General features: G+C 68.0%; 12 protein-coding genes. 7 read left to right on the top strand and 5 right to left on the bottom strand.

Annotated elements, in window-relative coordinates:
- The first annotated feature begins 225 nt into the window (after positions 1 to 225).
- Both IU449_RS05580 and IU449_RS05575 read left to right on the top strand, forming a co-directional pair.
- Positions 226 to 408: a hypothetical protein gene (locus IU449_RS05580; RefSeq protein WP_195000851.1), complete on the top strand. Its 183-nt coding sequence runs from the start codon at positions 226 to 228 to the stop codon at positions 406 to 408.
- Positions 409 to 419: 11 nt separating this feature from the next.
- Positions 420 to 1058: a Fic/DOC family protein gene (locus IU449_RS05575; RefSeq protein WP_195000850.1), complete on the top strand. Its 639-nt coding sequence runs from the start codon at positions 420 to 422 to the stop codon at positions 1056 to 1058.
- Positions 1059 to 1160: 102 nt separating this feature from the next.
- Here IU449_RS05575 and pglZ read toward each other — a convergent pair whose 3' ends face one another.
- From pglZ to IU449_RS05550, 5 genes are all read right to left on the bottom strand, one after another.
- The gene (gene pglZ / locus IU449_RS05570) at positions 1161 to 3977 is read right to left on the bottom strand and encodes a BREX-2 system phosphatase PglZ (protein WP_195000849.1); all 2817 of its coding nucleotides are present in this window, start codon (positions 3975 to 3977) and stop codon (positions 1161 to 1163) included.
- A complete protein-coding gene (gene pglY / locus IU449_RS05565; protein ID WP_195000848.1) occupies positions 3974 to 7924 on the bottom strand; it encodes a BREX-2 system ATPase PglY in 3951 nt (1316 codons plus the stop codon). The genes pglZ and pglY overlap by 4 nt, the downstream gene beginning before the upstream one ends.
- A complete protein-coding gene (pglX, locus tag IU449_RS05560; RefSeq protein WP_195000847.1) occupies positions 7924 to 11565 on the bottom strand; it encodes a BREX-2 system adenine-specific DNA-methyltransferase PglX in 3642 nt (1213 codons plus the stop codon). The genes pglY and pglX overlap by 1 nt, the downstream gene beginning before the upstream one ends.
- On the bottom strand, positions 11562 to 16040 hold the full coding sequence (gene pglW / locus IU449_RS05555) for a BREX system serine/threonine kinase PglW (RefSeq protein ID WP_195000846.1): 4479 nt from the start codon (positions 16038 to 16040) through the stop codon (positions 11562 to 11564). Before pglW ends, pglX begins: the two co-directional genes overlap by 4 nt.
- Positions 16041 to 16308: 268 nt before the next feature.
- Positions 16309 to 16728, bottom strand: a complete 420-nt coding sequence (locus tag IU449_RS05550) for a hypothetical protein (protein ID WP_195000845.1) — start codon at positions 16726 to 16728, stop codon at positions 16309 to 16311.
- Positions 16729 to 16882: 154 nt separating this feature from the next.
- On the opposite strand from IU449_RS05550, the gene IU449_RS05545 reads away from it, so the two are divergent.
- From IU449_RS05545 to IU449_RS05525, 5 genes are all read left to right on the top strand, one after another.
- On the top strand, positions 16883 to 18856 hold the full coding sequence (locus IU449_RS05545) for an N-6 DNA methylase (RefSeq protein WP_195000844.1): 1974 nt from the start codon (positions 16883 to 16885) through the stop codon (positions 18854 to 18856).
- A complete protein-coding gene (locus tag IU449_RS05540) occupies positions 18853 to 19503 on the top strand; it encodes a hypothetical protein (protein WP_195000843.1) in 651 nt (216 codons plus the stop codon). Before IU449_RS05545 ends, IU449_RS05540 begins: the two co-directional genes overlap by 4 nt.
- A 29-nt stretch (positions 19504 to 19532) precedes the next feature.
- A complete protein-coding gene (locus tag IU449_RS05535; RefSeq protein WP_195000842.1) occupies positions 19533 to 20960 on the top strand; it encodes a serine/threonine-protein kinase in 1428 nt (475 codons plus the stop codon).
- Positions 20961 to 21019: 59 nt separating this feature from the next.
- The gene (locus tag IU449_RS05530; RefSeq protein WP_416382102.1) at positions 21020 to 23749 is read left to right on the top strand and encodes a DEAD/DEAH box helicase; all 2730 of its coding nucleotides are present in this window, start codon (positions 21020 to 21022) and stop codon (positions 23747 to 23749) included.
- Between the two features lie 118 nt (positions 23750 to 23867).
- Complete coding sequence (locus tag IU449_RS05525) at positions 23868 to 24593, top strand: DUF4333 domain-containing protein (RefSeq protein ID WP_195000840.1); 726 nt, start codon at positions 23868 to 23870, stop codon at positions 24591 to 24593.
- The last annotated feature ends 17 nt before the right edge of the window (positions 24594 to 24610 follow it).

Genomic DNA, 24610 nt, shown 5'->3' with positions numbered 1-24610 from the left:
GCGGATGAGTTGTTCGCCGTCTGTCCAGGTCAGAGCGGTGAGGGGCGTCGATAGCCGGTCTTCTCGGGTCACAGGGTGAGAACCGTCCGAGCTGGAGGCGCTGCGGGCCGCGCTCGCCTCCGGCGGATCCAGGCAAAGAGGCGTCGACCGAGTTCGGACAGCGCATCGACGCGATGTCAGCTCCGTAGACTACTCTGAAGGTACTCGACTGAAGGTGGTGTCCAGGTGAGCGAGGCGCAGAAGGCCAAGCGACGGATCAAGGTGGTAAGGGCCATCCGCCGCAGCACTGAACTCGAAGGTTCACGCAGCACGAACGCCACCCGTGCCGACCAGCTCGCTTATGCCAGGGGGACGATCACCGCGGCCGAGCTGAGCGCTCGCGTCCGCCGCCGGTACAACGTCCAGTAACCGCGTCAAGGATGCCGCACCCCTGGGACGTCGGCGATCCCGAACGGAATTGGCAGGGCTACTTCGTCCCTGGCACGAGCATCCTGAGTAATCGCGTCGGTGCTGTGACAGCCGAAGAACTGCAGGACGCGGAGAATGATCTCGTCGAGGCACGTGTGATCGAACTTCGCGAGGCTCCCGATCTTCTGAGTGACCGCTCATATGATCTTGCCTACCTGAAAGCGATCCACTACCAGCTCTTCCAAGACGTGTACGTCTGGGCCGGACAGGTGCGGACCGTCGGCATCGAGAAGGGCGACGAGTCCTTCTGTCCGCCCAATAGCATCAGCCAGCCGATGAACCATGTGGCCGCCGAGATTCACCGCCTAGAGCAGCTCGAGGCTGTTCCCGAGGCAGAGCTTGCGCGTACCGTCGCGTACCTCTACGACTATGTGAACTTCGCTCACCCCTTCCGGGAGGGCAATGGTCGCTCGACCCGCGAGTTCTTCGACCTTCTCCTTTCCGAACGTGGTGCCGGGCTCGACTGGGAGAAGACCGACCTGGTCGAGTTGCATGGTGCCTGCCATGCCGCGCGAGCCGAATCCGACCTCGAAGGGCTCATCGCGATGTTCACGAGGATCCTTGACGCCGAGCCCGCATACGACTTCTGATCGCGCGAGTGAGTAGCCGATCGCGGTCCTGCATGGCGGGAGCGGAAGGAAGCGGACCGGTGCTGATCGACTTCACGAGACGTGCGTGCGGTGCAATCTCGGTCACCGCAGGCCGAATTGGGTGCGCAGCAGTCCCACGTGCAGGCGCAGGGTCCGGCCGTCCGCGAGCGTCTCGAGCACCTGGGCGCCGTCCACATTCAGCAATTGCCCGAGGATGGCGGCGAATCCGGCGGCGCGGGTCGGGGGGTCGCCGACCCGCTGGGCGAGGGCGGTGGTCGATTGCGGCCCGTTGAGCAGTGCGCGGATCGCCTTCTCCAATTTGCCGGTCCCCGGCCTGCGCGCCAGTTGTTCGAGCTGGGTCGCGAACACTTCGGAGGCGAGCAGACCGGTGACCAGGTCGTCGGTGGCATCGGTCGGTGCGGATGCGGGGGTCTCGACGGGCAGGGGAAGGTCGAGGGTGATCTGGTCGGTGAATTTCTCGGCAGCCTTGGCGACACGGTTGCGCGCCTTGCGTTCGACGGCGGGAGTGGGTTGCGGGGGCAGTGTGTCGGTGTCGTCGCGCCACCAGTCGGGTCGCTGCTCGCCGAGTTCGCGCCAGCCGGGGGGAGGAGTGGCGACGAACGGCAGGAAGGCCAGCACGGGGATGGTGATCTCGGCCAGGGACGCGCCGCCGTGGTAGCCCGCCTTCTGGGCGGTGTAGCGGGAGTCGTTGTCCCACAGGGCGACGATCGAGGCGCCCGGTTCGGGCCAGACGACGCGCGGGCCGCGCAGGGCGATCTCGGTGTCGGCGCGGCGGTCGAATTCGCCGGTGGGCAGACGGTGGCGGGCGGATTCGGCGGTGCTCGCCTCGACCGGCACGCCGTGTCTGTCGATGACGTGCCCGTGGTCGCTGGTGATGAGCACGACCATGTTCTGGGCGGTGGCGACCGACACCAGTGCGCGCAGGTCGCCGATCTCGCGGGTCTGCCAGTCGGCGTCGTCGAGTTTGGCTTCTTTGGACAGGCGGTCGTCGATGGTGTTGAGCACGACCGCGACGTGGCAGTCGGGGTCGGCCAGAGCCGCGCCGAGGTCGGCTCCGAAGCGTTCGCCGGGCCCGCTGCGCAGGTCGTTCTTGTGGAACACCGCGGCGCGTTTCCCGCCCCAGAACGGGTGTTGCGGGAAGAGGCGCTGTTCGGTCTTCTGATCGCCCTTCATGAGTTTGCCCGCGAACAGTGAGGTGCGGGAGACGGCGGTGAGGCTGGGCAGGGCGGCGGCCATGCTGCGCCGGTAGGGCTCACCCGATCCGGGCAGGGGGTCGTATTCGCCGAAGGAGCCGCGCAGTTCCCCGGCGAGCTGGGTGGCGATGGCGGCGCTCATGCCGTCGACGACCACCAGCAGCACCCGGTGGTCGGCGGCCACCGGGCGGACGACCCGGTGCAGGAAACTCTCGACGGTGAGCATCGTGCCCGGCGAGGTCCCCGATTCGGTCCACACCGCCAGGTTTTTCGCGAACTCACGGTCGAACTCGCGGCGCAGGGCACGAGCGCGGGTGGCGATGGTGTCGAAGGCGACGCGCAGGGCGGGGTCGTCGTCACCGCCCGCGTCGAGGTAGTCGATGGCGCGGTCGGCCCAGGCGGTGTCACGCATCTGACGGTCGAGGGCGGCGGCGACATTGGCGCAGGTGGGATCGGGCTCGGTGAGCAACCAGCGGGTGAGCCGCTGGGCCATGCGCACCCGGCCGACGCGCACGCGGTGGTCGGCGGCGAGTTCGTGGGCGCGCAGGGCGGTGACGGCGGTGTCGATCTCCTCGATCACGCCGCGTCCGAGGGCGATGCCCGCGGCGGTGAAGCGGGCTGCCAGACCCGCGGTGAGCAGGGGACTGCGTTGGGCGGCGATGCCCGCGCCGAACTGGCGCACGAGCAGGTCGGCGCGGGCGAGAACGGTGTCGGCGACTTTGCGGGCGTTGCGCGCGAATTCATCGGTCTCGTCGTGCGGGTCGGCGGCCGAACGCGCCTTCACCAGTTGGTCGCGCAGGTAGTCCTCGCAGATGCGGCCGAAGGTCTCCAGCATGCGGTCGAGGCGTTCGCCGACGGCGGGCGGGTGATCACCGAGCCAGCGTTCGACGCGACCACGCGCCTGATACACCGCGCTGTCGCGACCGGCGTGCGTCCACAGCGCCGCGCACACCAGCCCGTAGGCGACGGCTTCGGAGCCGTGCCCGGTGCGTGCCAGCGTGGTCACCACGGCGCCGGTCGCCCCGGCTTGTTCCTGCTCGCCGAGGAATTCGACGATGCCGTCGCGCTCGGGCGCGCGCAGGTCGAGCAGCAGTTCAGGTCCGCCGGGCCGCTGAGACCAGTCGAGCAGCGCGAGCGGGTCGATCCGGTCCACATCGCCGGCGATGCCCAGCCGCCGGACGGTCAAGGCGGTGAGGGCGGGAACCCGCGACAGGACCCCTCCTGCCAGCGTGGTCGGCCACCCTTGTGCTCCGCCGGCGTCCAGCAGTGCCTCACAGGCCCAGCCCGCGCGCTTGAGCAGCGGATCGAGATCGATGGCGCCGAAGGTTTCCCGCACGATGTCCCACCGGTCCACGGTGTGGATGCGACCCCGGTGGGTGCGCACCAGGATGGCCGGATCGAGGTCGTGTTCCTCGACATCGGTGAGCACCACCAGTACGCGCGGGTCCGGGTCGATCTCGAACGCGTGGGTGAGCACCGTCTCGTGCACCGCGAGCGGTGAGGCGGCGGTCGATACCCGCGCCCGCCGCCCGTCGGCGAGCGTCAGGACGGCCTCGCCCTCCCATTCCGGTTCGCCGCGCAGCAGCAGCGTCTCCGGATCGCCGGGCGTGCCGAGCGCTTCGGCCAGCCGTTTGTGCGCGGCGAGGTACTGGGCGACGGTCGTTCGTGACAGGCGCAGCGCGGTGGCGGCGGTGGCACCGGTCATCGGACCACTTTCCAGGTGACCTCGACGGTGACACCGGGTTCCAGCGCGGCCAGTTCGGCGCGGAGCTTCGCGATCGATTCCCCGGCGGTGGTGGTGTAGATGCCCGAGGTGGCCTTGGGGCCCGGCGTGGTGCCGTCCAGCGGCGGATTGCTGGTGGGGGTCCCGAGGTCGACATCATCGGCCCGGCCACCCGAGGCGGTGGACCGATCCGCCACCCGCTGTGCCGGTGTCACCGTCGACCGGTCGTCATCCTCGTGGGCGTTGCGTTCGGCCTCCGCGCTGGCGCGCCGCTCAGCCTCTTCCCGAGCCCGCCGCTCGGCTTCCTCGCGAAGTCTCCTGCTCGTCAGCGCGGTGATCTTGGCATCGGTGACACGCAACGCCTCGGCGAGATCCCCGGAGCGCTGGTCGGCGCGGGCGGTGCTGCGCAACGAGTCCAGCAGGGTCGCGCCTTCGGGGCCGAGGAGCTTCGCCTGTTCGAGGTTGTGCCACGCGGCGTGGGTGAGCGCGGCAATCACCTTGTCGGCCGACTTGATCGAGGTGGCCAGCCGGTCGGCGCTGACGTCGCCGAGGTCGAATCCGGCGAGTGCTTCGACCGTCTTCTTCGCACCGGCCGACCCGCCACCTCCGGAGGTGAGCACCGACAGCAGTTCCAGCGATCGGCGCGCCAGCGCGAGCCGTTCACCGGGGGCGCTGTCGTCGAGCTGGAGGAACTCGGCGTGCTTCTCCAACTGTTCGACCAGCCGGGCCGCCGTGTCTTGGTACTTCGCGGCAACCGTGCCGATCTGCCGGGCGAACGACTGCACCGGACCACCACGTCGCAGGGTGGGCGGCTTGTCGCCGAAGATCACCTCGAACCGGTTGCGCGCGGCATCCCAGTCCGCTTCGCTGGGCAGCGGCTGGGTGCGCAGGGCGTCACCATGCGCGATCCTGGCGAGGTCCGGTGGGTCGATGGGCACGCCGCCGCGCACCCAGATCCGGTCGTCCATTTCGGCGAACGAGGCGATCACCAGGTTCGCGACGTGGGCTTCCAGTCCACGCGGCTGCGGCAGGTCGATCCAGTCGCCCAGCGAGATCACCGACAGGTCGCCGGTCTCTCCGGCGTTCTGGGCCGATTTGCGGAAGTGGTCGGCCCAGCGCTTCGACAGCTCGAAATAGGCTTCCTTCTGCTGCCCGAGGCCGAGCGGTTCGGCGATGCGGCGCATGAGAGCACGGTCCTTCGCGGGTACCTCCACGCGGTTGTCGCGCGCTTCGGCGGCCCCCTTCACCTGGGCCAGCACGGCTTTCGCGTCGGCGGGTTTGACCGCCGTACCGGTGTTGTCCGGATCGAGATTCGGGTGTTCCGGGTACTGGTGGGCGAGCAGCTTGCCCGCGAGCCCTCGGATGGCGTCGTGCATCGACTGCCCGATGGAGACGGTGAGGCCGTCGATGTCGGGCAGCGGATAGAACAGCTGGTCGAGTTCGTTGGTGACATCGTCGGGCTTGCGTTCGGCCAGGCCGTAGGCCTGTTTGAAGGTCGCCAGCACCCGCTTGCGCAGGGTCTCGCGCTGGGATTCGAGCAACTGTTTCGCGCTGGCCCGATTGTCGGGGTTGAGGTGCTGGGCGTACTGGGTGTCGAACCGGGCCTGGTCGGCGAGTGCCTTGGTGACCACCAGCAGGCGGCGGAAATCCTCCCAGCGCGGTTTGGTCAGGTGCGAGGGCAGCCACGCCACCGTGCGGGGATGATTGCCGCCCTGCTCCTCCTTCAACCGGCGGATGCGGTCGGCGTCCTCGACCGGGCCGAGAATGCCCTCGTCGTAGGGCAGGTCGATGACGATGCGCCAGCGGCCCTCGATGGCCGGTTGCAGATCGTGGTTGGGCAGCGCGTCCTCGTCGCTGACATTGCCGAACACCACCTCGGCGACGCGGTTCGAGCCGCGCCACACGAAACGCAGTTCGTCGGCGTCGAAGCGGCCGTTGGCGCGGTCGAGCCCGAATTCCTCGGCGAGTAGATCGCGGGCCAGCGCGAGCCGATTGGCCGGATTGTCGTTGACCTGCGCGTTGGCGAGCACCGATTCCACATCGACACCCGAGAGTTCCAGCCGCACACCCGGATTGGCGTCGGTGCCGGTGAGTTTGATCTCCGGGAACCGGGCGGCCCACTCGCCGACCATATCCTTGATCACGCCCTCTTCCCGGCCGGGAATCATGGTGGTGATCGAGCCGTGGTTGAGCGCGCCGAGCCGGCGAATGGTCAAGTCGCGCAGCGCCGGAACGCTCGGGGCCAGGGCCGCGAGCAGCACCGTGCAGGCGAGCCGGTTCTGGCCGACGAACTTCTTGCAGTTGCCCGCGAGCTTGGGGTCGGTGATGGTGTCGCGCCTGTGCAGGTAGGTGTCGACGTCGTCTTCGGTGACCTCGCAGGTGCTGAGCAGGTAGGGGCGCAGCCGGGTCTTGTAGAGCTTGTCGGCGGCGTCGAACAGCACCTTCTTGTCGGCGACGAAAGGCCGGTCACCGCCACGGGTGAGCTGGGAATACAGGTCACCCAGCGGCACCAGGTCACCGAGACGCAGGTCGTCGCGGTGGTCGGCGAGCAACTGCCCCATGAGTTTGAGGCCGGTGCGCGAGCGCTGCAATGCCGCCGAGATGTGGACGAGGGTGTCGAGGAAGGCGGGGGAGAACGGGTAGCTCAACCGGAAGGACGCCTCGTCGGCGCCGGTGGTGCTCTCGTCGGAACCGAGCAGGGTGTCCCACACCTTCGGCCCGAGCCGCTTGGTCTTCTCGAACGCGGCATCGATGGCCGCCGCGGCCTCGGCGTCGCGCGGCTTCAGCAGGCGCGCGTGCGCGATCTGCGGCAGATTGCGGTCCTCGAGACTGATCAGGTCGAAGCGGCCCGAGGCGTGGTTGAGCGCATCCTGGATCGCCGATTCCGCCGCGCCCGCGAGTTCCTCGCCGACGAGTTCGCGCAGGTCGCGCTGGCGGGCGATGAACGACACGATCGGAATCGCGCGCCGCGCGTCACCGCCTTCACGGAAGTTGGTGATCTTGCTGGCTTCACGAGCCACCCGCTTCTCGTCGTGGATGAGGCTGGCCAGCCACAGGATCAGCTCGTCGAGGAACAGGATGATGCCGTCGTAGCCGAGCGATTTCGCGTGCGCGGCAATGACACTCAGCCCGGCGTCGAGGGAGATGAATCCGCTCTCGTCCTCGGCGGCGCGGGCGGCGAAGCCGGGCAGCAGGTGGGTGCCCGCGTCGTTGACGAGTTTGGCGCGCAGTTCCGGCGGGGTGCTGGGGTGCACCAGGTTGAGCGCGCCGCCGTCGTGCGATTCCGAGGCGGACAACGCGGTGTCGACCTTCTCGGTGGTCCAGAACGCGGCGGTCTCACCCCATTCGTCGTCCTCGTCACCAGTCTGCCCCTTGTTGAGGATCTCCAGGAACCGCTGCTCACCCATGGATTCGCGCAGCGCCCACAGGTCGGTGAACAGCGCGTCGGTGCGATACACCGGCGGAATCGGCGCCTCGGGATGCTTCGCGCGCACGAAATCGACGTAGCCGCCGAGCACCCGCTGCTCCATCGCCTTGGCGTCGATCATGTGATACGGCACCATCAGGAATTTCTTGCCGTCCGACAGCAGCCACTCGTGCGCGGTGATCAGCGAATCGAACTCGGTGCGCGCCCGTGCCGCCGGGTTCCCGGACAGCAGCGCGTACAACACCGCCATGAAATGCGATTTACCGGCACCGAACGAGCCGTGCAGGAACGCCGGCTTCGAGGTGTTCCCGTCCAGCGCCGACTTGATCAGCGCGAGCGCCTGATCGAAATTCTCCAGCAGCCGGTCGGTGAGCACATAGTCCTGCACCGCTTTCGTCGACCCGGCCTCGGTGACCGCGTCGGCGAGAGTGAGCACATAGTCCGACCCGGCGACATGCTCCTTGATGTCGATGAGGTCGCGCAGGAGTGGGGGCTGATCCATCAGTTGTTCTCCTCCGCCACAGCGGCCTTCTTCTTCGTCGTGCGCGTGGTGGTGCGCCGACCCCGTGCGGCGGGCTGGGGTCGCCACTCACGCAGCGCCTCGTCGGTGAGTCCGTGCTCGTCCTGCCGGTCGCGGCGATCACCGGCGAGGAAGGTCGACGGTGCGATACCGAAATTCGGGTCGACCTCGTTGTGCCACTGATCCAGCCATGGCTGCAACTCCAGCAGCCCCGCCAGGAACGGGGTGATCTCCTCAGTCGAGAGACTGTGTTCGGCCAGATGGATGGCGATCGCCATCGCCTGCTCGCGGTGATCCCACCCGGCCCAGCCGTAGAGGCCGGGGGTGGCGACGTTCGCGGCGCCGTAGGAGATGAACCGTTCCTTGGGCACATCAAGTTTGCCGCGCGCCTGCCAGAACGAGGTGCGCAGGAAGTCGGCGGAGTTGTACTTCGGCGGCACCGGGATGGAGTCGCGGAAGGTGTTCTTCTCGTGGCCGTCGGGTATGGCGTCTTCCTGACGCTGCATGTCCCACACGTGTTCCCAGTCGGCGCGCTTCTTCAAGCCGGAGGGCTTGTAGCGGAGGGCGGCGAGGAAGGGGACGTGTTCGTCTGTGATGAGGTCGGCGACCACTTTCGCCAGGTCGGTGTGGGGGGCGTAGAGGGCGGCCACCGAGACGAAATCGGCGTCGGCGGCGAGGCGGTCGGTGAGGCGGGACAGGGTGAGGATCTGGGGTTGGGAGTTGTCGTCGAACCAGATGTCGCGGGATTCCATCCGGTCGAGGAGCCAGGAGCGGAGGGCCTTCTCCTGCATGGCATCCCAGCCCTCGGTGGCCCAGCGGCGCTTGTACTCGGGGCGCTCGATCATGCCGATGGCGCGATTGGACTCGATAGCTTCGATACGTCGCTGGACGACCTGCTTGTAGGAGTCCGGCCAGTGGCTAGGGATTTCAGTAATAGGTTCGGCGTTATGGCGAGTGAACCAGTCGTCGGGTGCTTCGCCCTCGACAACCCGGCGAGCCAAAACGATCTCGAATGCGCGTTCGCCGAAGACGATTTCTGGGGTTTCGTGTCCACCGCTGAGTTCGTCGCCGGGGAGCAGTCCGTAGATCGAGTAGACCTGCCAGTCAAGCTCCTCCTGAGCAGTGATCATTTGTGCGCGGATGGTCTGCCAGTCCTTCTGGCAGTCGCGGAGCGTCAAAGCAGTTGGAGTATTGCCAGCCCTGAGCGTAGCTGGCGATGCCGCTGTGGCTTGCTGCGATAGTTCATCTATTCTGGTTGCCAACTCGGTGGGGTATCGACTGGGCAGCGGAAACTGCTCAAGTTTGGTGCCCGTGAATTCGTAGAAGTCATCGAAGGGTACCCGTGACTGGCGTGCGCCCTTCGAATCGACAGTGCTGCCCTTGTTGTGGCTCACCATCTTGAGCCAGAAGCAGGCGGTGGAGCTGTTGAGCAGCCCGAGCAGCCGCAGATGCTCCTCCTCGCTCGCCCCCTCCGGCAACTTGATCACCGGCGCGGACTGTTTGAACACCTTCCCGCCCCGGTCCAGCACGAAATGGTTGTGGGTCGCCACGAAGGCAAAGGGAATGGACCATGTGCTTGCCCCAATATCCTTCGGAATCTGATGCCACTCATACCAGGGCCGACCGTCTGTGAAGTACGTGCCGCGAGAGAAAGTCGCTCGGTTTCCGAGTTCGGTGCGGGAGGGCCACAGGTACTTCGCCAGCGCAGGATAGTGATCAAGTGTTTGGAGGCTGCGCTTTGAATCGTACGGGTGAAATGCGTAGTCACCTTCGGCGAAGGTGAAATCGCGAACCTCATCGCCGACCACCAGTCGTCGACGATACGTCTCCTCGCCGTTAATTCGATCGAAAACCCTTCGCTCCGCCGTCATCGCATCGTCGGAGCCCATTACTCCGTAGAATCCGATGCGGGATATGGATGTGCGCAGCGATGTGGTCGCGACTTGTTCAATCTGTTCGATCATTTCGCGACCGCCGTCGAGAAGAACCCATGGCTGCTTGCTGAAGTACCGCTCGCGATCGAGGTCTTCGACTGAGACCCATTGGCTAACGCTCGGGGTGCTGTCGATCTGCCCAACTATGGAACGCCATACAAGCCCTTCTTCGGGGACGGGCGGTGCCTTCGGCTCGCCTTGCACACTCCGGACGGTCCGGATTGTTGATGCGCGGCTCCTGCCCGAGCGTCGTGTGCCGACAAGGATGACTGTGGGCGTGCCGTGACCGGGAATATAGGCACCTGACGTGTCGATCACCTCGGTCAGCTCCACCGAGTGTGCAAAGAATTCCTCGATGAGCTTGCTACCGAACTCCCGCTTCATGAATGAGTTGGCCGTGATCTGTCCGACCCGTCCGAACCCGTGCCCGTCGGCATCTCCGAGCTTTGCGAGCTCGAAGAACCGCTGTGCGAACGGGACCGACAGTGCGTACTTCCCGGAGCACGCCTTGTACAGCCCTCGATAGATCTCGTTGAGGTTCTTGTCCTTGACCGTGATGTACGGCGGATTCCCCACCACGACGTGATACCGCCCCGGCTCCAGAATCCCCGGATACTCGTGCACATCCTCGGTCGCATACGAGTGCTCCGCCAGCGGATCATGCTGATCCCCATCGAAGGTCAACTCCAACTGCCGCGCCTTGATGAGCGAGTCCCCGACCGCCAGCTTGATCGGCCATTCATACCGTGCCGCCTGCGCGAGTGTTCGCACATTGGCGGCGGCCATGGCGGCGACGAGGAGCCGGAAGCGGGCGATGGCGATGGCGAACGGGTTGATGTCGACCCCATGTACGGAGTCGAGTGCGGCGCGGACCCGTTCGTGCCGGTCCTTGGTGGGGTGGTCGTCGGCCCACCGCCGCGTCAGCCGTCGGAACGCACCGAGGACGAAGTGCCCTGACCCGCAGGTGGGGTCGATGAGCTTGATGTCGGCGTAGCCGAATTCGCGGATGGCGGGTTCGAGGGTGCGATCGAGGATGAATTCTTCGACGAATTCCGGGGTTTGGAGCAGGGCGTAGTTCTTGCGGATGTCTTCGGAGAGGTCTTGGTAGAGGTCGCCGAGGAAGCGGGTGTCCCAGCCGGTGATGCCGTCGTCGTCGAGGGGGTCGGTGAAGTCGTGGACGAGGGTGCCGTGTTCGTCGCGGGTGCGCCAGAATTCGATGAGTTCGCGGGCGCCATCGTGGGAAAGGGGGATTTGGTAGAGGGCGTTGTGGTTGGGGTCGAAGAGGAGTTTGCCCGCTTGGCCGGCGCCGAGTTCGACGAAGGCGTACTGGAGCCAGCCACGGTAGGTGGGGTCGATGTCGGAGTCGACGTACTCGTCGTAGCGGGCCTGGGCGAGTTCGCGGCGGTCGTCGGTGGGGCCGGTGAGGTAGGGGTCGGCGATGAGGTGGTTGTCTTCGCAGAAGCGTACGAAGACGGTGCCGAGGACCCAGGCGACGGCGACCTGGGTGATGCGTTCGTCGAGCCAGGAGTTCTCGGTGGCGGCGGTGCGCTGCAGTTTCTTGGCCTGGGCCCATTCGTCGTGCAGGCGGGCCTTCACCTCGGGCAGGGCGCGCAACTGCTTGTTCAGATCGGCCTCTACCGCGGTGACCTGCTTCTTCAGGTCGGCGAGCAATGCGGCACGGTCGATCATGCGGTAACTCCTGTGTCGGTCGTGGGGCTGGCGCGGTGGACGGTGCGAATCCAGGCTTCGGGCAGGGAAATCCACTCGTTGAGAGCGGACTGGTAGGGCACGGCCTCCGCACCCAGGTGCGGTTGGCGCAGCGGATCGGACTGCGGGCACAGCAACCACAGGCCGCCCTTGCCGCGGCGGGCATGCTCGGCCAGGCGGCTCAGCACCCCCATGGCGTTGTAGCGGGCGAAGACGACGGTGTCGGTGAGCAGCAGAGGGCCGTCACCGGCGATCATGTCGGCGATCTCGGCTTCGAGGCGGCCCCATGCGGTACGGGCGTACTCCTGGAACTTCAGGGCCGCGCGTGAACCCGGTTCGGCGATGTCGGCGCGCAGGATCGTTTCCCATGTGGGTTTGGTGCCCGGGGGAACCAGATCGTGCATGTTCGCCAGGAACAGCGACGTCGCCGACACCGGGCGCGCCGAGAAACGTTCCCGCAGTTCGCGAACGGCTTCACCGGTGGCTGTGGTGGGGTGGGTGGGGGCGGTGAGCACCCGGAAACCGTCGCGCACGGCGGCGCCGGTCAGCAATTCCTCGGCACGGGCGACCTTGGCGACATTCGGGTCGTCGGAATAGCGGCCTGCCGCGTGGGTGCTGACCACCGTCGACCAGTGGCGGGAGGGCGCGGTGAGGCTGGATTGCTGGTCGGCGTGCTCGGGCAGGTAGCGCTGCACGCGGGTCTCGGCGTGGGTGGCGACGAGGAGGTCGAAACCGGCCTCGCGCAATGCCCGGGTGAGTTCCGGGGTGGGGATATCGCGGTCGCTGCCCGCGATCTCCAGTTCCGGGAAGCGGGCGAGGATGCGTTCGAACACGCGCTCGGCGCGCAGGCCGGGCTGCTGGTTCAACGGCAGGTCGGGGGTGAGGGTGAGCAGGCCGGCCTGGGTGAGCCGCACGGCGCGCACGAGCGGGAGGTCACGCGGGTAGATCTCGAGCCGGGGCGTCACGGCGGCGTGGCGGGACGCGGCGACGGCCACCTGCACGAGACGGCGCTCGTCCAGGGTGAGCGCGCCCGGGGGCGGGGTGAGCGCGCCGAGCCGTTCGAGCACGGTTCCGGCGGTCGGCAGGGTTTCCTGAGCGGCCAGCAGGTCCGCGGTCCGGCCCAGGCGCAGTGCGTAATCCGCCAGTGCGTGACCGCCGGGGGTGTCGGGAGCGGTGTCCTCGTTCACCTCCAGGGCCAGCACCACCACCGGGTCGGCACCGGATTCGCGCTTCTGCACGGCGAGGAACGCCGCCTCGTCCGGGGCGAGCTGCTCGACCTCCACGACCACGCGCACGGCCGCCAGACCGAGGGCGCGGCGCTGGGCGCGCTCGTGCAGGCGGGTGCCGCGCCGGGCGATCAAGGCGTCGGCGAGTTCGGTGGCCGACGCGACCCGGCCGAAACCCTCCAGCAGTTCCAGGACCTGCTCGCGCAGCGCCTGCACCGCCGGATCCTTCTTCCACTGCTGCCGTTGCGCTCTCAGCAGTTGCGCTATCCGGGCGGGAGTGAGATCCAGAGTTTCGGCCACCGCCGTCTGCGTCGGCCAGGCATCCAGTTCCGGCAGATCACCCGCGCCGGGAATGCGCAGCACCCGCGCCACCGCGTCGACCTTGTTGCCGTTGGTCTTGGTGCGTTCGGGCACGAAACGGGTCGCCAGGGTGTCCAGGCTCAGGGTGCGCAGCAGGCCCGTGCCGAGATCGGCTTCGGCGGCGGCGAGTTCGGCCTTGGCCTCCTTACGTGCCGCCGGGGCCAGCGGGGCGGGTTCGTCCTTGCCGAGGCGGCGGCCCCACTCCCGCAGCCGGTCCTGGATCTCCCGGCGGGCTTTCACGCCCAGGCCGGGCGCGTTGATGAGCTTGCCGCGGCCGTGTTCCAGGAATTCGGCGACCGTGTTCACACCGAGGCCGTAGAGGAACTGTTCGGTGGCGGTGGTCAGACCGGCTTGCGAGAGGTGCGTCTCGAGGGTGGCTTCTTCGGCGATGCGCCTGCGCTGCTCTTCCGGCGTGACCACATCGACATCGGCCGCCGGTTCGGGATGGCTGCTCAGCGGACGCGCCGGCACCGAACGCGACATGTCGAGGAAGATTTTGCGCCAGGCGTCGCGCATCGGCTTGAGATCCGGGAACCGTTGCGCCACATCACGATGCAGCGCTGTGCGGAAGAAGGCGATCAGGCCGTCGCGCACCGAGGGATCGAAGGCGTCGGCGGCCACCGTCGGATACGGGAACTCGGCGGCGTCGAGCTGGCGGGGCAGCACACTGCCGTCACCCCAGCGCGGCAGCTCACCGGAGGCCATCTCGTGCAGGGTCACCGCCAGGGCGTAGCGCTCGGCGGCGGCGTCGTAGACGCTGCGGGTCAAGGTGCCGATGAACGGGTCCAGATAGCCGTCGGTGCCCGCCTCGGTGTTCTGCACCGAATAGCCGGCCAGCGAGAAGTCGATGAGCACCAGTTCGCGAGTGCGGTTGGGGCGCACCCGGATCGCGATATTGTCCGGCTTCAGATCGCGGTGCCAGACGCCCTCGCCCTCGAGGAAATCGACGGCGGCGAACAGGTAGTCACTATAGGTTTCCAGGCGTCCTACCCGCAGGCGGCCGTTGTCGCGCAGCTCGCGGGCCACGGTCTCCTCGGTGCGGTTGTTCGTGTCGCTGTCGAGGCCCTGTTCGTCGCCCACGTACTCGAGGACGAGGGTGGTGCGGCCACCGAGGCTGAGCACACCGGGATCGACCAGATCGATCACACCCGAGTGCCGCCGCAGACCGCGCAGGACAGCTGCCTCGCGTTCGAGCAGTTCCGACCGGTCTTCGGACAGTGCCACCTTCAACACCACATAGGTGCGAGCGCCGCGTTTGGCCGGGTCGGCGTGCAGATCGCGCACCAGCAGCGCGCGGCTCGTGGAACCGGTGCCGAGGCGGCGGCGCACCAGCCAGCGAGCGCCGAGCACATCGCCGCGGACAGCCTCGAGCGGGTCCTTGTCGTCGGCGGGGGCTTCTTCCTCGTCGGGGGTGGTCAGGGCCTTCTCGACGTCGTCGAGCAGTTCCAGGAAGTCGTCCATGGAGGGCAGTCGCCTGGACGGGCGGTAATCGGTCGCCGCCGCCACCAGCAGATCGACATCGTCGGGCAGATTGTCGACCAGTGCGCTGGGGCGGAGATCGTCGTCGGCTTCCAGGCGGGCCAGCAGTTCCGCGTGCGAGGTGGCCGGCGCCTTGCCGGTGACCAGCAGATAGGTGAGCATGCCCAGGCCGAACACATCCATGGCGACCGGATCGGGTGCGGCGGCCGACACTTCCGGTGCGAGATAGGCGTCCGAGCCGGCGGACAGGTGCTGGGCGGACAGCAGTGTCGGGGCGTGCCGGGTCATCGTCGCCGCCGTGCCGCCCGACCGCTGGGTCGCCACCTGCCAATCGGAGATCTGCAGGCGCGGAGCGCGCCACCGTTGCGCTTCGCTCGTGCCGGGACGCGGAATCACATGGATCGAACGGGCGGCCAGCGCCCGGTGATAGAGACGTCCGGAATGCGCCGAGCGCAGGGCCTCCGCAAGCTGGCGGACGAGCGCGACACGATCTTCGATATCGAGTGCATCACCGTGGCGGGTCAGATAGTCGTCGAGGTGCAGGGTCTCGGGGTGGTAGCGGAAGATCAGCGCCGGACCCGCCGTGTGACCGGACGGGTCGAACATCTCCAACTGCACCGCGCCGGGATGGCGGAATCTGCGCAGTACCGCGGCTTCGCGGCGCGCGGCCGCGTCCACCGATGTGCGGGCCTCCTCGTCGGTGCCGCGTTCGCGCAGGTAGATGCGTACACGCGCCCGTTCACGCAGTTCGGTATGGGTCGCCAGATAATCCTGCCAGGACGGTCCGGCATCCATGGGCTTGCGTTCCAGCAGATAGGGGCCGACGGTGAACTCCGCGCCACTGCGCCGGATGCCGACCTGTTCGAGCGCCTTCTTGATCGCCCGCGCCCGTTGGGTGCTGATCGTGTGCCGGGCATCGCGCACCGGCGCGTTCAGCCGCTCCAGCAGCTCCCGGATCGTGTGGGTGTTCGCGCGGTCACCGACCGGGAGGTCGAATCGCAGATCCGGGTTCGTCAGGCACACCGCCGCACTCAGGAAGACGCGCGCGCTGGCGTCGCCGAGCAGACCCGCGAGTTCCTTGCTCTTCTGGTTCACCAGATGCAGCGGATTGCGATGGAAGCGACGCTCACCGCGAGTGGTGGTCTGCACCCAGTCGCCGCCCTCACCGGAGAGCCTGCCACTCCAGTCCTTGAGTTCGATCATGAGGACGCCGTTCGGGGCGACCACCAGCAGATCGACCTCGCGCACATGGCCGGTGCGCGCGGTGAAGGTGAAATTCGACCAGGCGAACCATGGGTCGGCGTTCGGCAACTGCTTCCGGATCGCTTCCAGCCCCCGGCGCTCGTGCTCGAAACTCGACTCGGTGACCGTCGTCCACCGACCCTCGTCCATACGCTGCGCAGTCCTGTTCTCGTCGTCGCGTCGACCACCCGCCCCCCGCGCGTGCGACAGACGGTGCGATCTCCGCACCATCGGTGCGAAAAATTCACCACGGGCGGTCACGACCGCCGTGCCCACCCGTAGCTGCAAACATTAGCCTGCCCCCGCAACACGTCGGATGATTCGCCGATCCGGGCGAGGAATCCGGCGCGGGGCCATGGTGTGGATCGGCGCACGCCGGGATTCTGTTTCGCGACCATCGAGTGATCCTTCGATGCTTTCAGCGGTTGCCGGCCACGAGGTAATGGATGAGCCAGATCGGCAGCCACAGGCCGCAGGTGATGAGCGAGAGGACCAGGTGCAGTCCGTGCGGGAAGGCGCGCCGCACGACCGGGCCGCCGTATCCCACGTTGTTCTGCACGACGTTCATCAACGGATATGCGGTCGGCTGCGGCGGATACGGCGGCGCGTACTGCGGCGGGTACTGCGGCGGGTACTGCGGTCCCGCCACGGGCTGCGCGTACTGCGGGGGCACCGGGGGCTGCGGGTGGGGGTAGAGGTTCCGTGGTTCCGCGACCGGCGCGGGCGGCGGCGTGGGCCGCGCCTGCAGCGGGTGCCGATCGGAGGGGGCGGTGGGAACCGCGGGCGGTACGGGCGCCGACTTCCACAGGTCGAGCGGTCCTTCGGGTTCGGTGTTCATGGGGACTCCTCGATGTGGCGTTGGTTTCGAGCGTCGGCCGGGATCGGTGATGTAAGACTGTAGAAATCTGCGAAAGCAATGTCAAACGAATTGGCAATTGCTTTTTGTTCACGTCTGGGTCAGGGTGGCCTCGGGCGACAGGAGAGGAGAGGGCATGTCGCAGATCAGCGCGTCCGAGATCTCACGGCTCGCGGGCGTCACCAGGGCGACGGTCAGCAACTGGCGGCGGCGGTACGACGACTTCCCCGGGGCCGTCGCCGGAACCGACGCCCGTCCGCTCTTCGACCTGCACCAGGTGCGGGAATGGCTGGCCGAGCACGGAATCCAGGTGTCGGAGTCGTCGGCCACCGACCTGCGGACCCTCGTCAGATCCCGCGAGCCCAAGGTCGTCGCCGAGGTGATGGGAGCCCTGCGCCGCACCGGCGACGGCTGGGAGGCCTCGGTCTCGGACACCACCGACGCGGAGTTCGCGGCAGCGGTCGCGCGGTCGGTGACGCGGACGGTCGCGACGGAAGGTGCGCGCATCGCTTTCGACACCCTCGCCGAACGAGCGATGGAAGGATCCGCCGCTACGGGCGTGTACGCGACCCCGCCGGACGTCGCCGACCTGATGACGAAACTGTCGGCGGTCGGGCCGGGATCGCAGGTGCTCGACCCCGCCTGCGGAAGCGGATCGCTACTGCTCGCTGCTGTCGAGGCGGGCGCATCGCAGGTGTGCGGGCAGGATCTCGTGCCGGTGCAGGTCGAACGTACCCGTCTGATGCTCACCGCCCATCCCGCGCTCACCACCGAGATCCGGCAGGGCGACAGCCTGCCGGCCGATGCCTTCGACCGGCGGCAATTCGATGCGGTGTTGTGCAATCCGCCTTATGGGCAACGAGATTGGGGCTCGAGCGAACTCGCCCTCGACAGTCGCTGGGACTACGGCCTACCGCCGCGGGGCGAACCCGAACTGGCCTGGGTCCAGCATGCCGTCGCCCATCTGCGTCCCGGTGCGGACGCCGTGCTGCTGCTACCGCCGGCGGTCGCCACCCGTGCCGGGGGGCGCAAGATCCGGGCCAACCTCGCCCGGACCGGCGCGTTGCGCGCCGTAATCGGTCTGCCACCCGGAGCGGCTCTGCCTTGGCATGTCGGCTTGCAGATCTGGATCGTGCGGCGACCCGCGCCCGGTGCCGATGTGCCCGATGCGCTGCTGTTCGTCGACACCACGGCGCTGCCCGCTGTCGGTGCGGACCGGATCGACTGGGACCGCCTCGCCGCCGATGTCCTCCCGCTGTGGCGAGCGTTCGACGACGGTCAGCCGGATCGCGCCGAGACCTCCGGTGTGGCCGCCGTGGTCCGGCTCGTGGATGTGCTCGATGACGAGGTGGACCTCACCCCCGCTCGCTACGTGCGGTCCGCACTGGACGGCGGCGCGATCGCCGGCCAACTCGGTGACGCTCTGAGCGCACTCGGTGCGGCGGCATCGGAGCTGACCGCGATGGCCGCGCGAGTCACGGGATGGTACGAGGCGGGCGGCGCTGCCTGGCGGTTCGTGACCGTGGCCGATCTCGCCGCACACGGTCAGCTGGAATGGATCCGGGCCCGACCGGCAAGCGCCGAGCGCGCGGAGGCCGGGGATACCCGGCCGGTGTTGACGGCTCCCGACGTCGCCACCGGCGCACCGCCGTCGGGAACCATGGAATCCGTGCGGCCCTCCGAAGAGATTCAGGTCCGCGCCGGCGATGTCCTGATCCCCGCCGTACGCAGTGATCGCAGCGGCGCCCGCGCCGCGCGGGTCGCCGGTCCTCGGGACCAGGGTGCGCTCCTCGGCCCGCACATCCACGCCCTGCGCCTCGACGGCAGTCAGCTCGATCCGTGGTTCGTGGCCGGGTTCCTCACCGGAGACGAAAATGTCTCCGCCACAAGGACATCGACCGTGCGCTTCGACCCCTCGCGGCTTCGCGTCCCCGTCGTGGCGCTGCCGGAACAGCAGAAGTACGGGGCGGTCTTCCGGCAGCTTTTTCTGCTGCGCACCACCGCTGGAACGGCGTTCAGTGTCGCCGAACATGTCACAGAACTCATGACCACCGGCCTGACCGCCGGTGCGCTCACGCCGGGGGAGTCGAACATGGCGGGCCGAGAATGACCGACCGTCGAGACGACTACGCCGCACTCCGGTCCGCCTTGCTCGAAGAACCGCTCGTGACACCGCCCGAACTGATCGCGGACGCGACGACTCGGGGTGCCGTCGCCATCGAGGATCTGATCGGGGCCACGGCGTTGTCGGTCCACCAGTCGCCGCCGACGGTCGGGGTAGGTGGCGGCACGGTCGCGCTGCTGACAGCGAAGGACGTTCGCCTCGACCGGCCTCCTTCCCGCTGGGGTTCGGCCGACACGCCCGGAGCCGTCACTGTCCGCGCGGGTGACGTCGCGGTCGTCATGGGAGCGGACGCGGCGGTCGGGGTGTGTTCGCAGGACGGTGTGCTGCTCGGTCCCGGAATCCACCTTCTCCGCGGCCACCCGGAAACGCTGGACGCCTGGTTCCTCGCCTGCGTGCTGCGAGGTGCGCTCGAGGCCGCCGAGGGGAGACCTCTCGATCTCTACCAGGTCCGAGTCCCGCGCATCCCGCTCACCGAACAACGCCGCCGCGGCGCCGCCTTCCTGGGGCTTGTCGAGCTCGAGTCGTCCTGGCGGCGTCGGCGTGCGAGCATCGAAGGTGTGATGCGCGCGGGCATCGGAGGACTTGCCACAGGAACCTTGCGGCCCGCCCTCGACGACCGCCGCGGTAGGTGACCGACCAGGGATTCACGGAGGTAGCGGCAGTGCAACCGCAGGTCGTCGGAGGTCGATACGAACTGGTCGGGCAGATCGGCGCGGGGGGAATGGGACAGGTCCACGAAGGATTCGATCGCCACCTGAAGCGGCGGATAGCCGTGAAACTCACCCATGAAAGCCTCGACGGCGATCCGGACTGGACCAAGCGGTTCTTCCGTGAAGCCGAAGTCATGGCGCGGCTGCACCATCCCGGCATGCCTGTGATCCACGACGCCGGTACGGTCCCGGGCAATCCCGAGCGCCCCTACCTGGTGATGGAATACATCGAAGGAATCACCTTCGGCGAACTCCTGGATCGGCACGGTCCGCTCGCGGTCGGTGTCGTCGCCACCCTGGGGGCGCAGGTCGCGGCCGTACTCGCGGCGACCCATCGGCACCGCATCTACCACCGGGATCTGAAACCGTCGAATCTCATGCTGTGCGCCGACGGCACCGTGAAAGTCGTCGACTTCGGGCTCGCGGTCGTCCTCGACACCGACATGACCCGCTACACCAGCACCGGCCGCACCCTCGGCACCCCCGCGTTCATGGCACCCGAACAGGTCGAGGGTCGACCAGTGGTCGCGCAGACCGACCTCTACGCCCTCGGCCTGGTACTGCACGAACTGCTCACCGGGGATCGGGTGATGATCGGCAGCACGCCGTACACGGTGTGGCAGAACCAAGTTCACCGTCCCTCCCCGGACATTCGCGAGAGCTGCCCCGAGATCCCAGCCGATATGGCCGAGCTCATCATGAGCATGCTCGCCAAATCACCCGACCAGCGGCCCGCCGACGCGACCACGGTGCATGCTGTCCTGCTCCGACACGCGACCGGGCTGGATGGGCTGGCCGAGATCGGTGACGCGTCCGGTCCGGCGTTCCTGTATGCCCGAGCTGTCGGTGTGACAGGAATATCCCCGAGGGATGCGGCAGACGGCGCATCCGCACGTCCTGTCACTGTCGCGGCGGAGCAAGCGGATCTCCTGATGGAAGACGACATCAGTCGTGGCGATCTGCACCGTGCCATCGAGCGAGCACGCGATCTGGCCGACGACTCGCATTACGCCCCGGCACTACACGCGCTGGAAACTGTGCTGGACGTAGCTGTGCCACTGTTCGGCTCCCGGGATGCGGACATCATCGAAGCCCGCCTGCAGCTCGCCGACCTACGCTTCGAGAACGGGACCTATGCCGCGGCAGCCGCTGCGTACCGCGATCTCGTCGAAGAACTCACCGCTGAACGTGGTCCCTACGACGAGCAGGTGATGTTCTGTCAACGAAGGTTGGCTGCGTGCGAAGTGAACCTCGGTGACAGAAGTGCCGCGGTGACGAGGCTGCGGCGACTCTACCGCCAGATGGCGATTCGCTACGGGGAACAGGACCGTCGTGTGGTCGAACTGGCGGCCTCGATCAGAGGTATCGAAGCGGACTGACGGCGGCCCTGCCTACACCCGGCCGTACGAGGGGCGGCGTCGCGAAATCCGGGCGACCGGTGTCGGCGTCCTCCGATACCCTCGGACAGGTGAACAACCTGGGGTCGCGAACGAGCGAGCTGGACGAATTCTCCGCGGCGCTGAGCTTCACCCTCGATCCCTTCCAGCGTGAGGCGTGCGCGGCTCTCGAGGACGGGCACGGGGTGCTGGTCTGCGCGCCGACCGGCGCGGGCAAGACCGTGGTCGGGGAGTTCGCGGTGCATCTGGCCTTGGCGGCGGGCGGCAAGTGTTTCTACACCACGCCGATCAAGGCGCTGTCCAATCAGAAGTTCGCCGACCTGACCGCGCGCCACGGCCGTGAGAACGTCGGCCTGCTCACCGGTGATCAGTCGATCAACCCGGGCGCGCCGGTGGTGGTGATGACCACCGAGGTGCTGCGCAATATGCTCTACGCCTCCTCCGACGCGCTGCGCGGGCTGTCGTATGTGGTCATGGACGAGGTGCACTTCCTCGCCGACCGGTTCCGCGGCGCGGTGTGGGAGGAGGTCATCCTGCACCTGCCCGAGGAGGTGCGGTTGGTCAGTCTCTCGGCCACGGTCAGCAATGCCGAGGAGTTCGGCGCGTGGATGGGCACGGTGCGCGGTGACACCACCGTGGTGGTCGATGAGACCAGGCCGGTGCCGTTGTGGCAGCACGTCATGGTCGGGCGGCGGATGTTCGACCTGTTCGACAGCGAATCCAGCCAGCAGAAGGTGGTCGTCGACGGGGAACTGGTGCGCTACATCAAGCACCGCGAGGAAGCCGACCGGATGGAGAGCTGGGGCGGGCCGCGCGGTCGAGGCGGGCCGCGGCGTATGTTCCGCCCGCTGCCGCGCCCGGAGGTGCTGGCCAAGCTGGACGAGGAAGGGCTGCTGCCCGCGATCACCTTCATCTTCAGCCGTGCGGGCTGTGACGGCGCGCTGGCCCAGTGCCTGCGGTCGCGGCTGGATCTGAGCAGGTCCGCCGACGCCGCGGAGATCGACGCGGTGATCGAGAAGCACACCGGCGATCTGCCCAAGGGTGATCTCGAGGTGCTCGGTTACTGGGAGTGGCGGGAGGCGCTGCACCGCGGGCTGGCCGCCCACCACGCGGGCATGCTGCCCGCCTTCCGGCACACCGTCGAGGAACTGTTCGTGCGCGGCCTGGTCCGCGCCGTGTTCGCCACCGAGACCCTCGCCCTGGGCATCAACATGCCCGCCAGGACGGTGGTGCTCGAACGGCTGGTGAAGTTCAACGGCGAAACGCACGCCGAACTGACTCCTGGCGAATACACCCAGCTGACCGGGCGGGCGGGGCGGCGCGGTATCGACGTCGAGGGCCACGCGGTGGTGCTCTGGCAGCCCGAGGTCGACACCAGCGCCGTGGCCGGTCTGGCCTCCACCCGCACCTATCCGCTGCGCAGTTCCTTCAAGCCCGGCTACAACATGTCGATCAATCTGATCGACCGGATGGGTGCGGCCGAGGCGCGGGCGCTGCTCGAGCGGTCCTTCGCCCAGTTCCAGGCCGATCGTTCGGTGGTCGGGCTGGTGCGGGGCATCGAACGCAACGAAGGACAGCTGCGCGGTCTGCGCGATCAGCTCGGCGGCGCCGAGGGCGGTTTCCTGGAGTACATCGCGCTGCGCGAGCGGATCAAGCAGCGCGAACGCCAGTTGCTCCAGCAGAGCCGGTCCGATCGCCGCGGGCAGGCGGTGCAGGCGCTGGTCTCGCTGCGCCGCGGTGACGTCGTGGCGATCCCGTCCGGGCGTCGCATGGGCCTGGCTGTCGTCCTGGAACCCGATGCCACCCCGGGTGACCCGCGTCCGCTGGTGCTCACCGAGGACAAGTGGGCGGGCCGGGTCTCGGTGCACGACTTCCCGGTGCCCGCCGAGACGCTCGGGCACATGCGGCTGCCGCGCCGGGTCGATCACCGCACCGCACGCACCCGTCGCGATCTCGCCTCGGCCCTGCGCAGTACCGGCATCAGCGCGCCGGGGCACGCGCGCCGGGGCAAGCGCTCCGAGGCCGCCGAGGACCGTGAACTCGAGACGCTGCGGCGCACCCTGCGCGCGCATCCGGCGCACAAGCGTCCGGATCGCGAGCAGATGAGTCGCATCGGTGAACGCTACAACCGGATCCTGCGCGAGACCGAGAGCATGCGCCAGAAGGTTGCCGCCACCACGAACTCGCTGGCACGCACCTTCGACCGCATCCTCGGCCTGCTCGAGGAACGCGGCTTCGTGCACGAGGGTGAGGTCACCGCCGACGGGCGCAGGCTGGCGCGCATCTACGCCGAGAGTGATCTGGTGGTGGCCGAATGTCTGCGCCGCGGCGTGTGGCGCGGGCTGGGTCCGGCCGAGCTGGCCGCGGTGGTGTCGATCCTGGTCTACGAATCCCGGCAGGAAGGCGGTTATCTCGGTCCGGCCGGTCCGACGCAGCCGGTCAAGCGGGCCGTCGGCGCGACGATCGACATCTGGAGCGAGTTGCGCGGGGACGAGGCCCGCCACAAACTGCCGCCCACCAGGGAGCCGGATCTCGGCTTCGTCACCGGTGTCCACCTGTGGGCGCGCGGCGACGGATTGGCCGAGGCGTTGCTGGCGGGAGGTGATCAGGGCACCCCGCTGTCGGCGGGCGATTTCGTCCGTTGGTGCAGGCAGGTGATCGACCTGCTCGACCAGATCCACAACACCGCCGACGACACCGAAGTGGCTTCCACGGCGGCCAAGGCGGTGCGCGCCATCCGGCGGGGTGTCGTGGCGGTGGACGCCGCGTAGTGGGTACGTCTGTGCTTTGATTTCTTTCGCGTACCGACTGTGGCGGAGCTGTCGTGCTGTGCGACCGGACCCTGTCGGGGGGCTACCGTATGAGTAACGATGCGAGTGGAGGCAACCAATGAGCGGCCCGTTTGGACCGAACGAAGCGGGGGAGGGACGCAACGATCCCACCCAGGTGTGGAGTGGCCAGCAGCCGCCCGGCGCCGCGGGCCCGACCCAGCAGTGGGGTGGGCAGACTCCGCCCGTCCAGCCGACCCAGCAGTGGGCCGACCCGAATCAGGCTCAGCAGCAGTGGGGCCAGCCGCAGCAGCAGTGGGGCCAGACCGGCGGTCAGCCCCAGCAGCCGTGGGGTCAGACGCCCGGTCAGCCGCAGCCAGCGCAGCAATGGGGGCAGACGCCCGGTCAGCCGCAGCCTCAGCAGCAGTGGGGGCAGACCCCGGGACAGCCGCAACAATCCTGGGGCCAGACGCCCGGTCAGCCGCAACCTCAGCAGCAGTGGGGGCAGGCCCCGGGGCAGCAGCCACAGCGCTCCGGTGGCAAGACCGGCCTGATCATCGGCTTGGCCGTGGTCGGCGTGCTCGTTCTCGGCGGCATCGTCACGCTGGTGCTGTTGCTCACCGCCACCGACAAGCTGGACCAGAACGCCGTGCAGAACGGCGTCTCGTCGGTGCTGAAGGACTCCTACGGCATCACCGACGTCGCCGACGTCTCCTGCCCGGCGGACCAGAAGGTGGAGATCGACCACACCTTCCAGTGCACGCTGAAGGTCAACGGCGAGGACAAGAAGGTCAACATCAAGGTCACCAAGGAGGACGGCACCTACGAGGTCGGCCGCCCCAGCTAGTGCCTTCCCGCTGGGCG

The sequence above is a fragment of the Nocardia higoensis genome (assembly GCF_015477835.1).
GTDB lineage: Bacteria > Actinomycetota > Actinomycetes > Mycobacteriales > Mycobacteriaceae > Nocardia > Nocardia higoensis_A.
Note: the sequence above shows the minus strand (reverse complement) of the source record. Positions and strands in the feature narration are given on the sequence as shown.

What these genes read in the sequence shown, in the direction of transcription:
- pglX (WP_195000847.1), bottom strand. Translation starts at nt 11,565, where the DNA reads ATGATCGACCGTGCCGCATTGCTCGCCGACCTGAAGAAGCAGGTCACC.
- IU449_RS05575 (WP_195000850.1), top strand. Translation starts at nt 420, where the DNA reads ATGCCGCACCCCTGGGACGTCGGCGATCCCGAACGGAATTGGCAGGGC.
- IU449_RS05550 (WP_195000845.1), bottom strand. Translation starts at nt 16,728, where the DNA reads ATGAACACCGAACCCGAAGGACCGCTCGACCTGTGGAAGTCGGCGCCC.
- pglY (WP_195000848.1), bottom strand. Translation starts at nt 7,924, where the DNA reads ATGGATCAGCCCCCACTCCTGCGCGACCTCATCGACATCAAGGAGCAT.
- IU449_RS05525 (WP_195000840.1), top strand. Translation starts at nt 23,868, where the DNA reads ATGAGCGGCCCGTTTGGACCGAACGAAGCGGGGGAGGGACGCAACGAT.
- pglW (WP_195000846.1), bottom strand. Translation starts at nt 16,040, where the DNA reads ATGGACGAGGGTCGGTGGACGACGGTCACCGAGTCGAGTTTCGAGCAC.
- IU449_RS05545 (WP_195000844.1), top strand. Translation starts at nt 16,883, where the DNA reads ATGTCGCAGATCAGCGCGTCCGAGATCTCACGGCTCGCGGGCGTCACC.
- IU449_RS05540 (WP_195000843.1), top strand. Translation starts at nt 18,853, where the DNA reads ATGACCGACCGTCGAGACGACTACGCCGCACTCCGGTCCGCCTTGCTC.
- pglZ (WP_195000849.1), bottom strand. Translation starts at nt 3,977, where the DNA reads ATGACCGGTGCCACCGCCGCCACCGCGCTGCGCCTGTCACGAACGACC.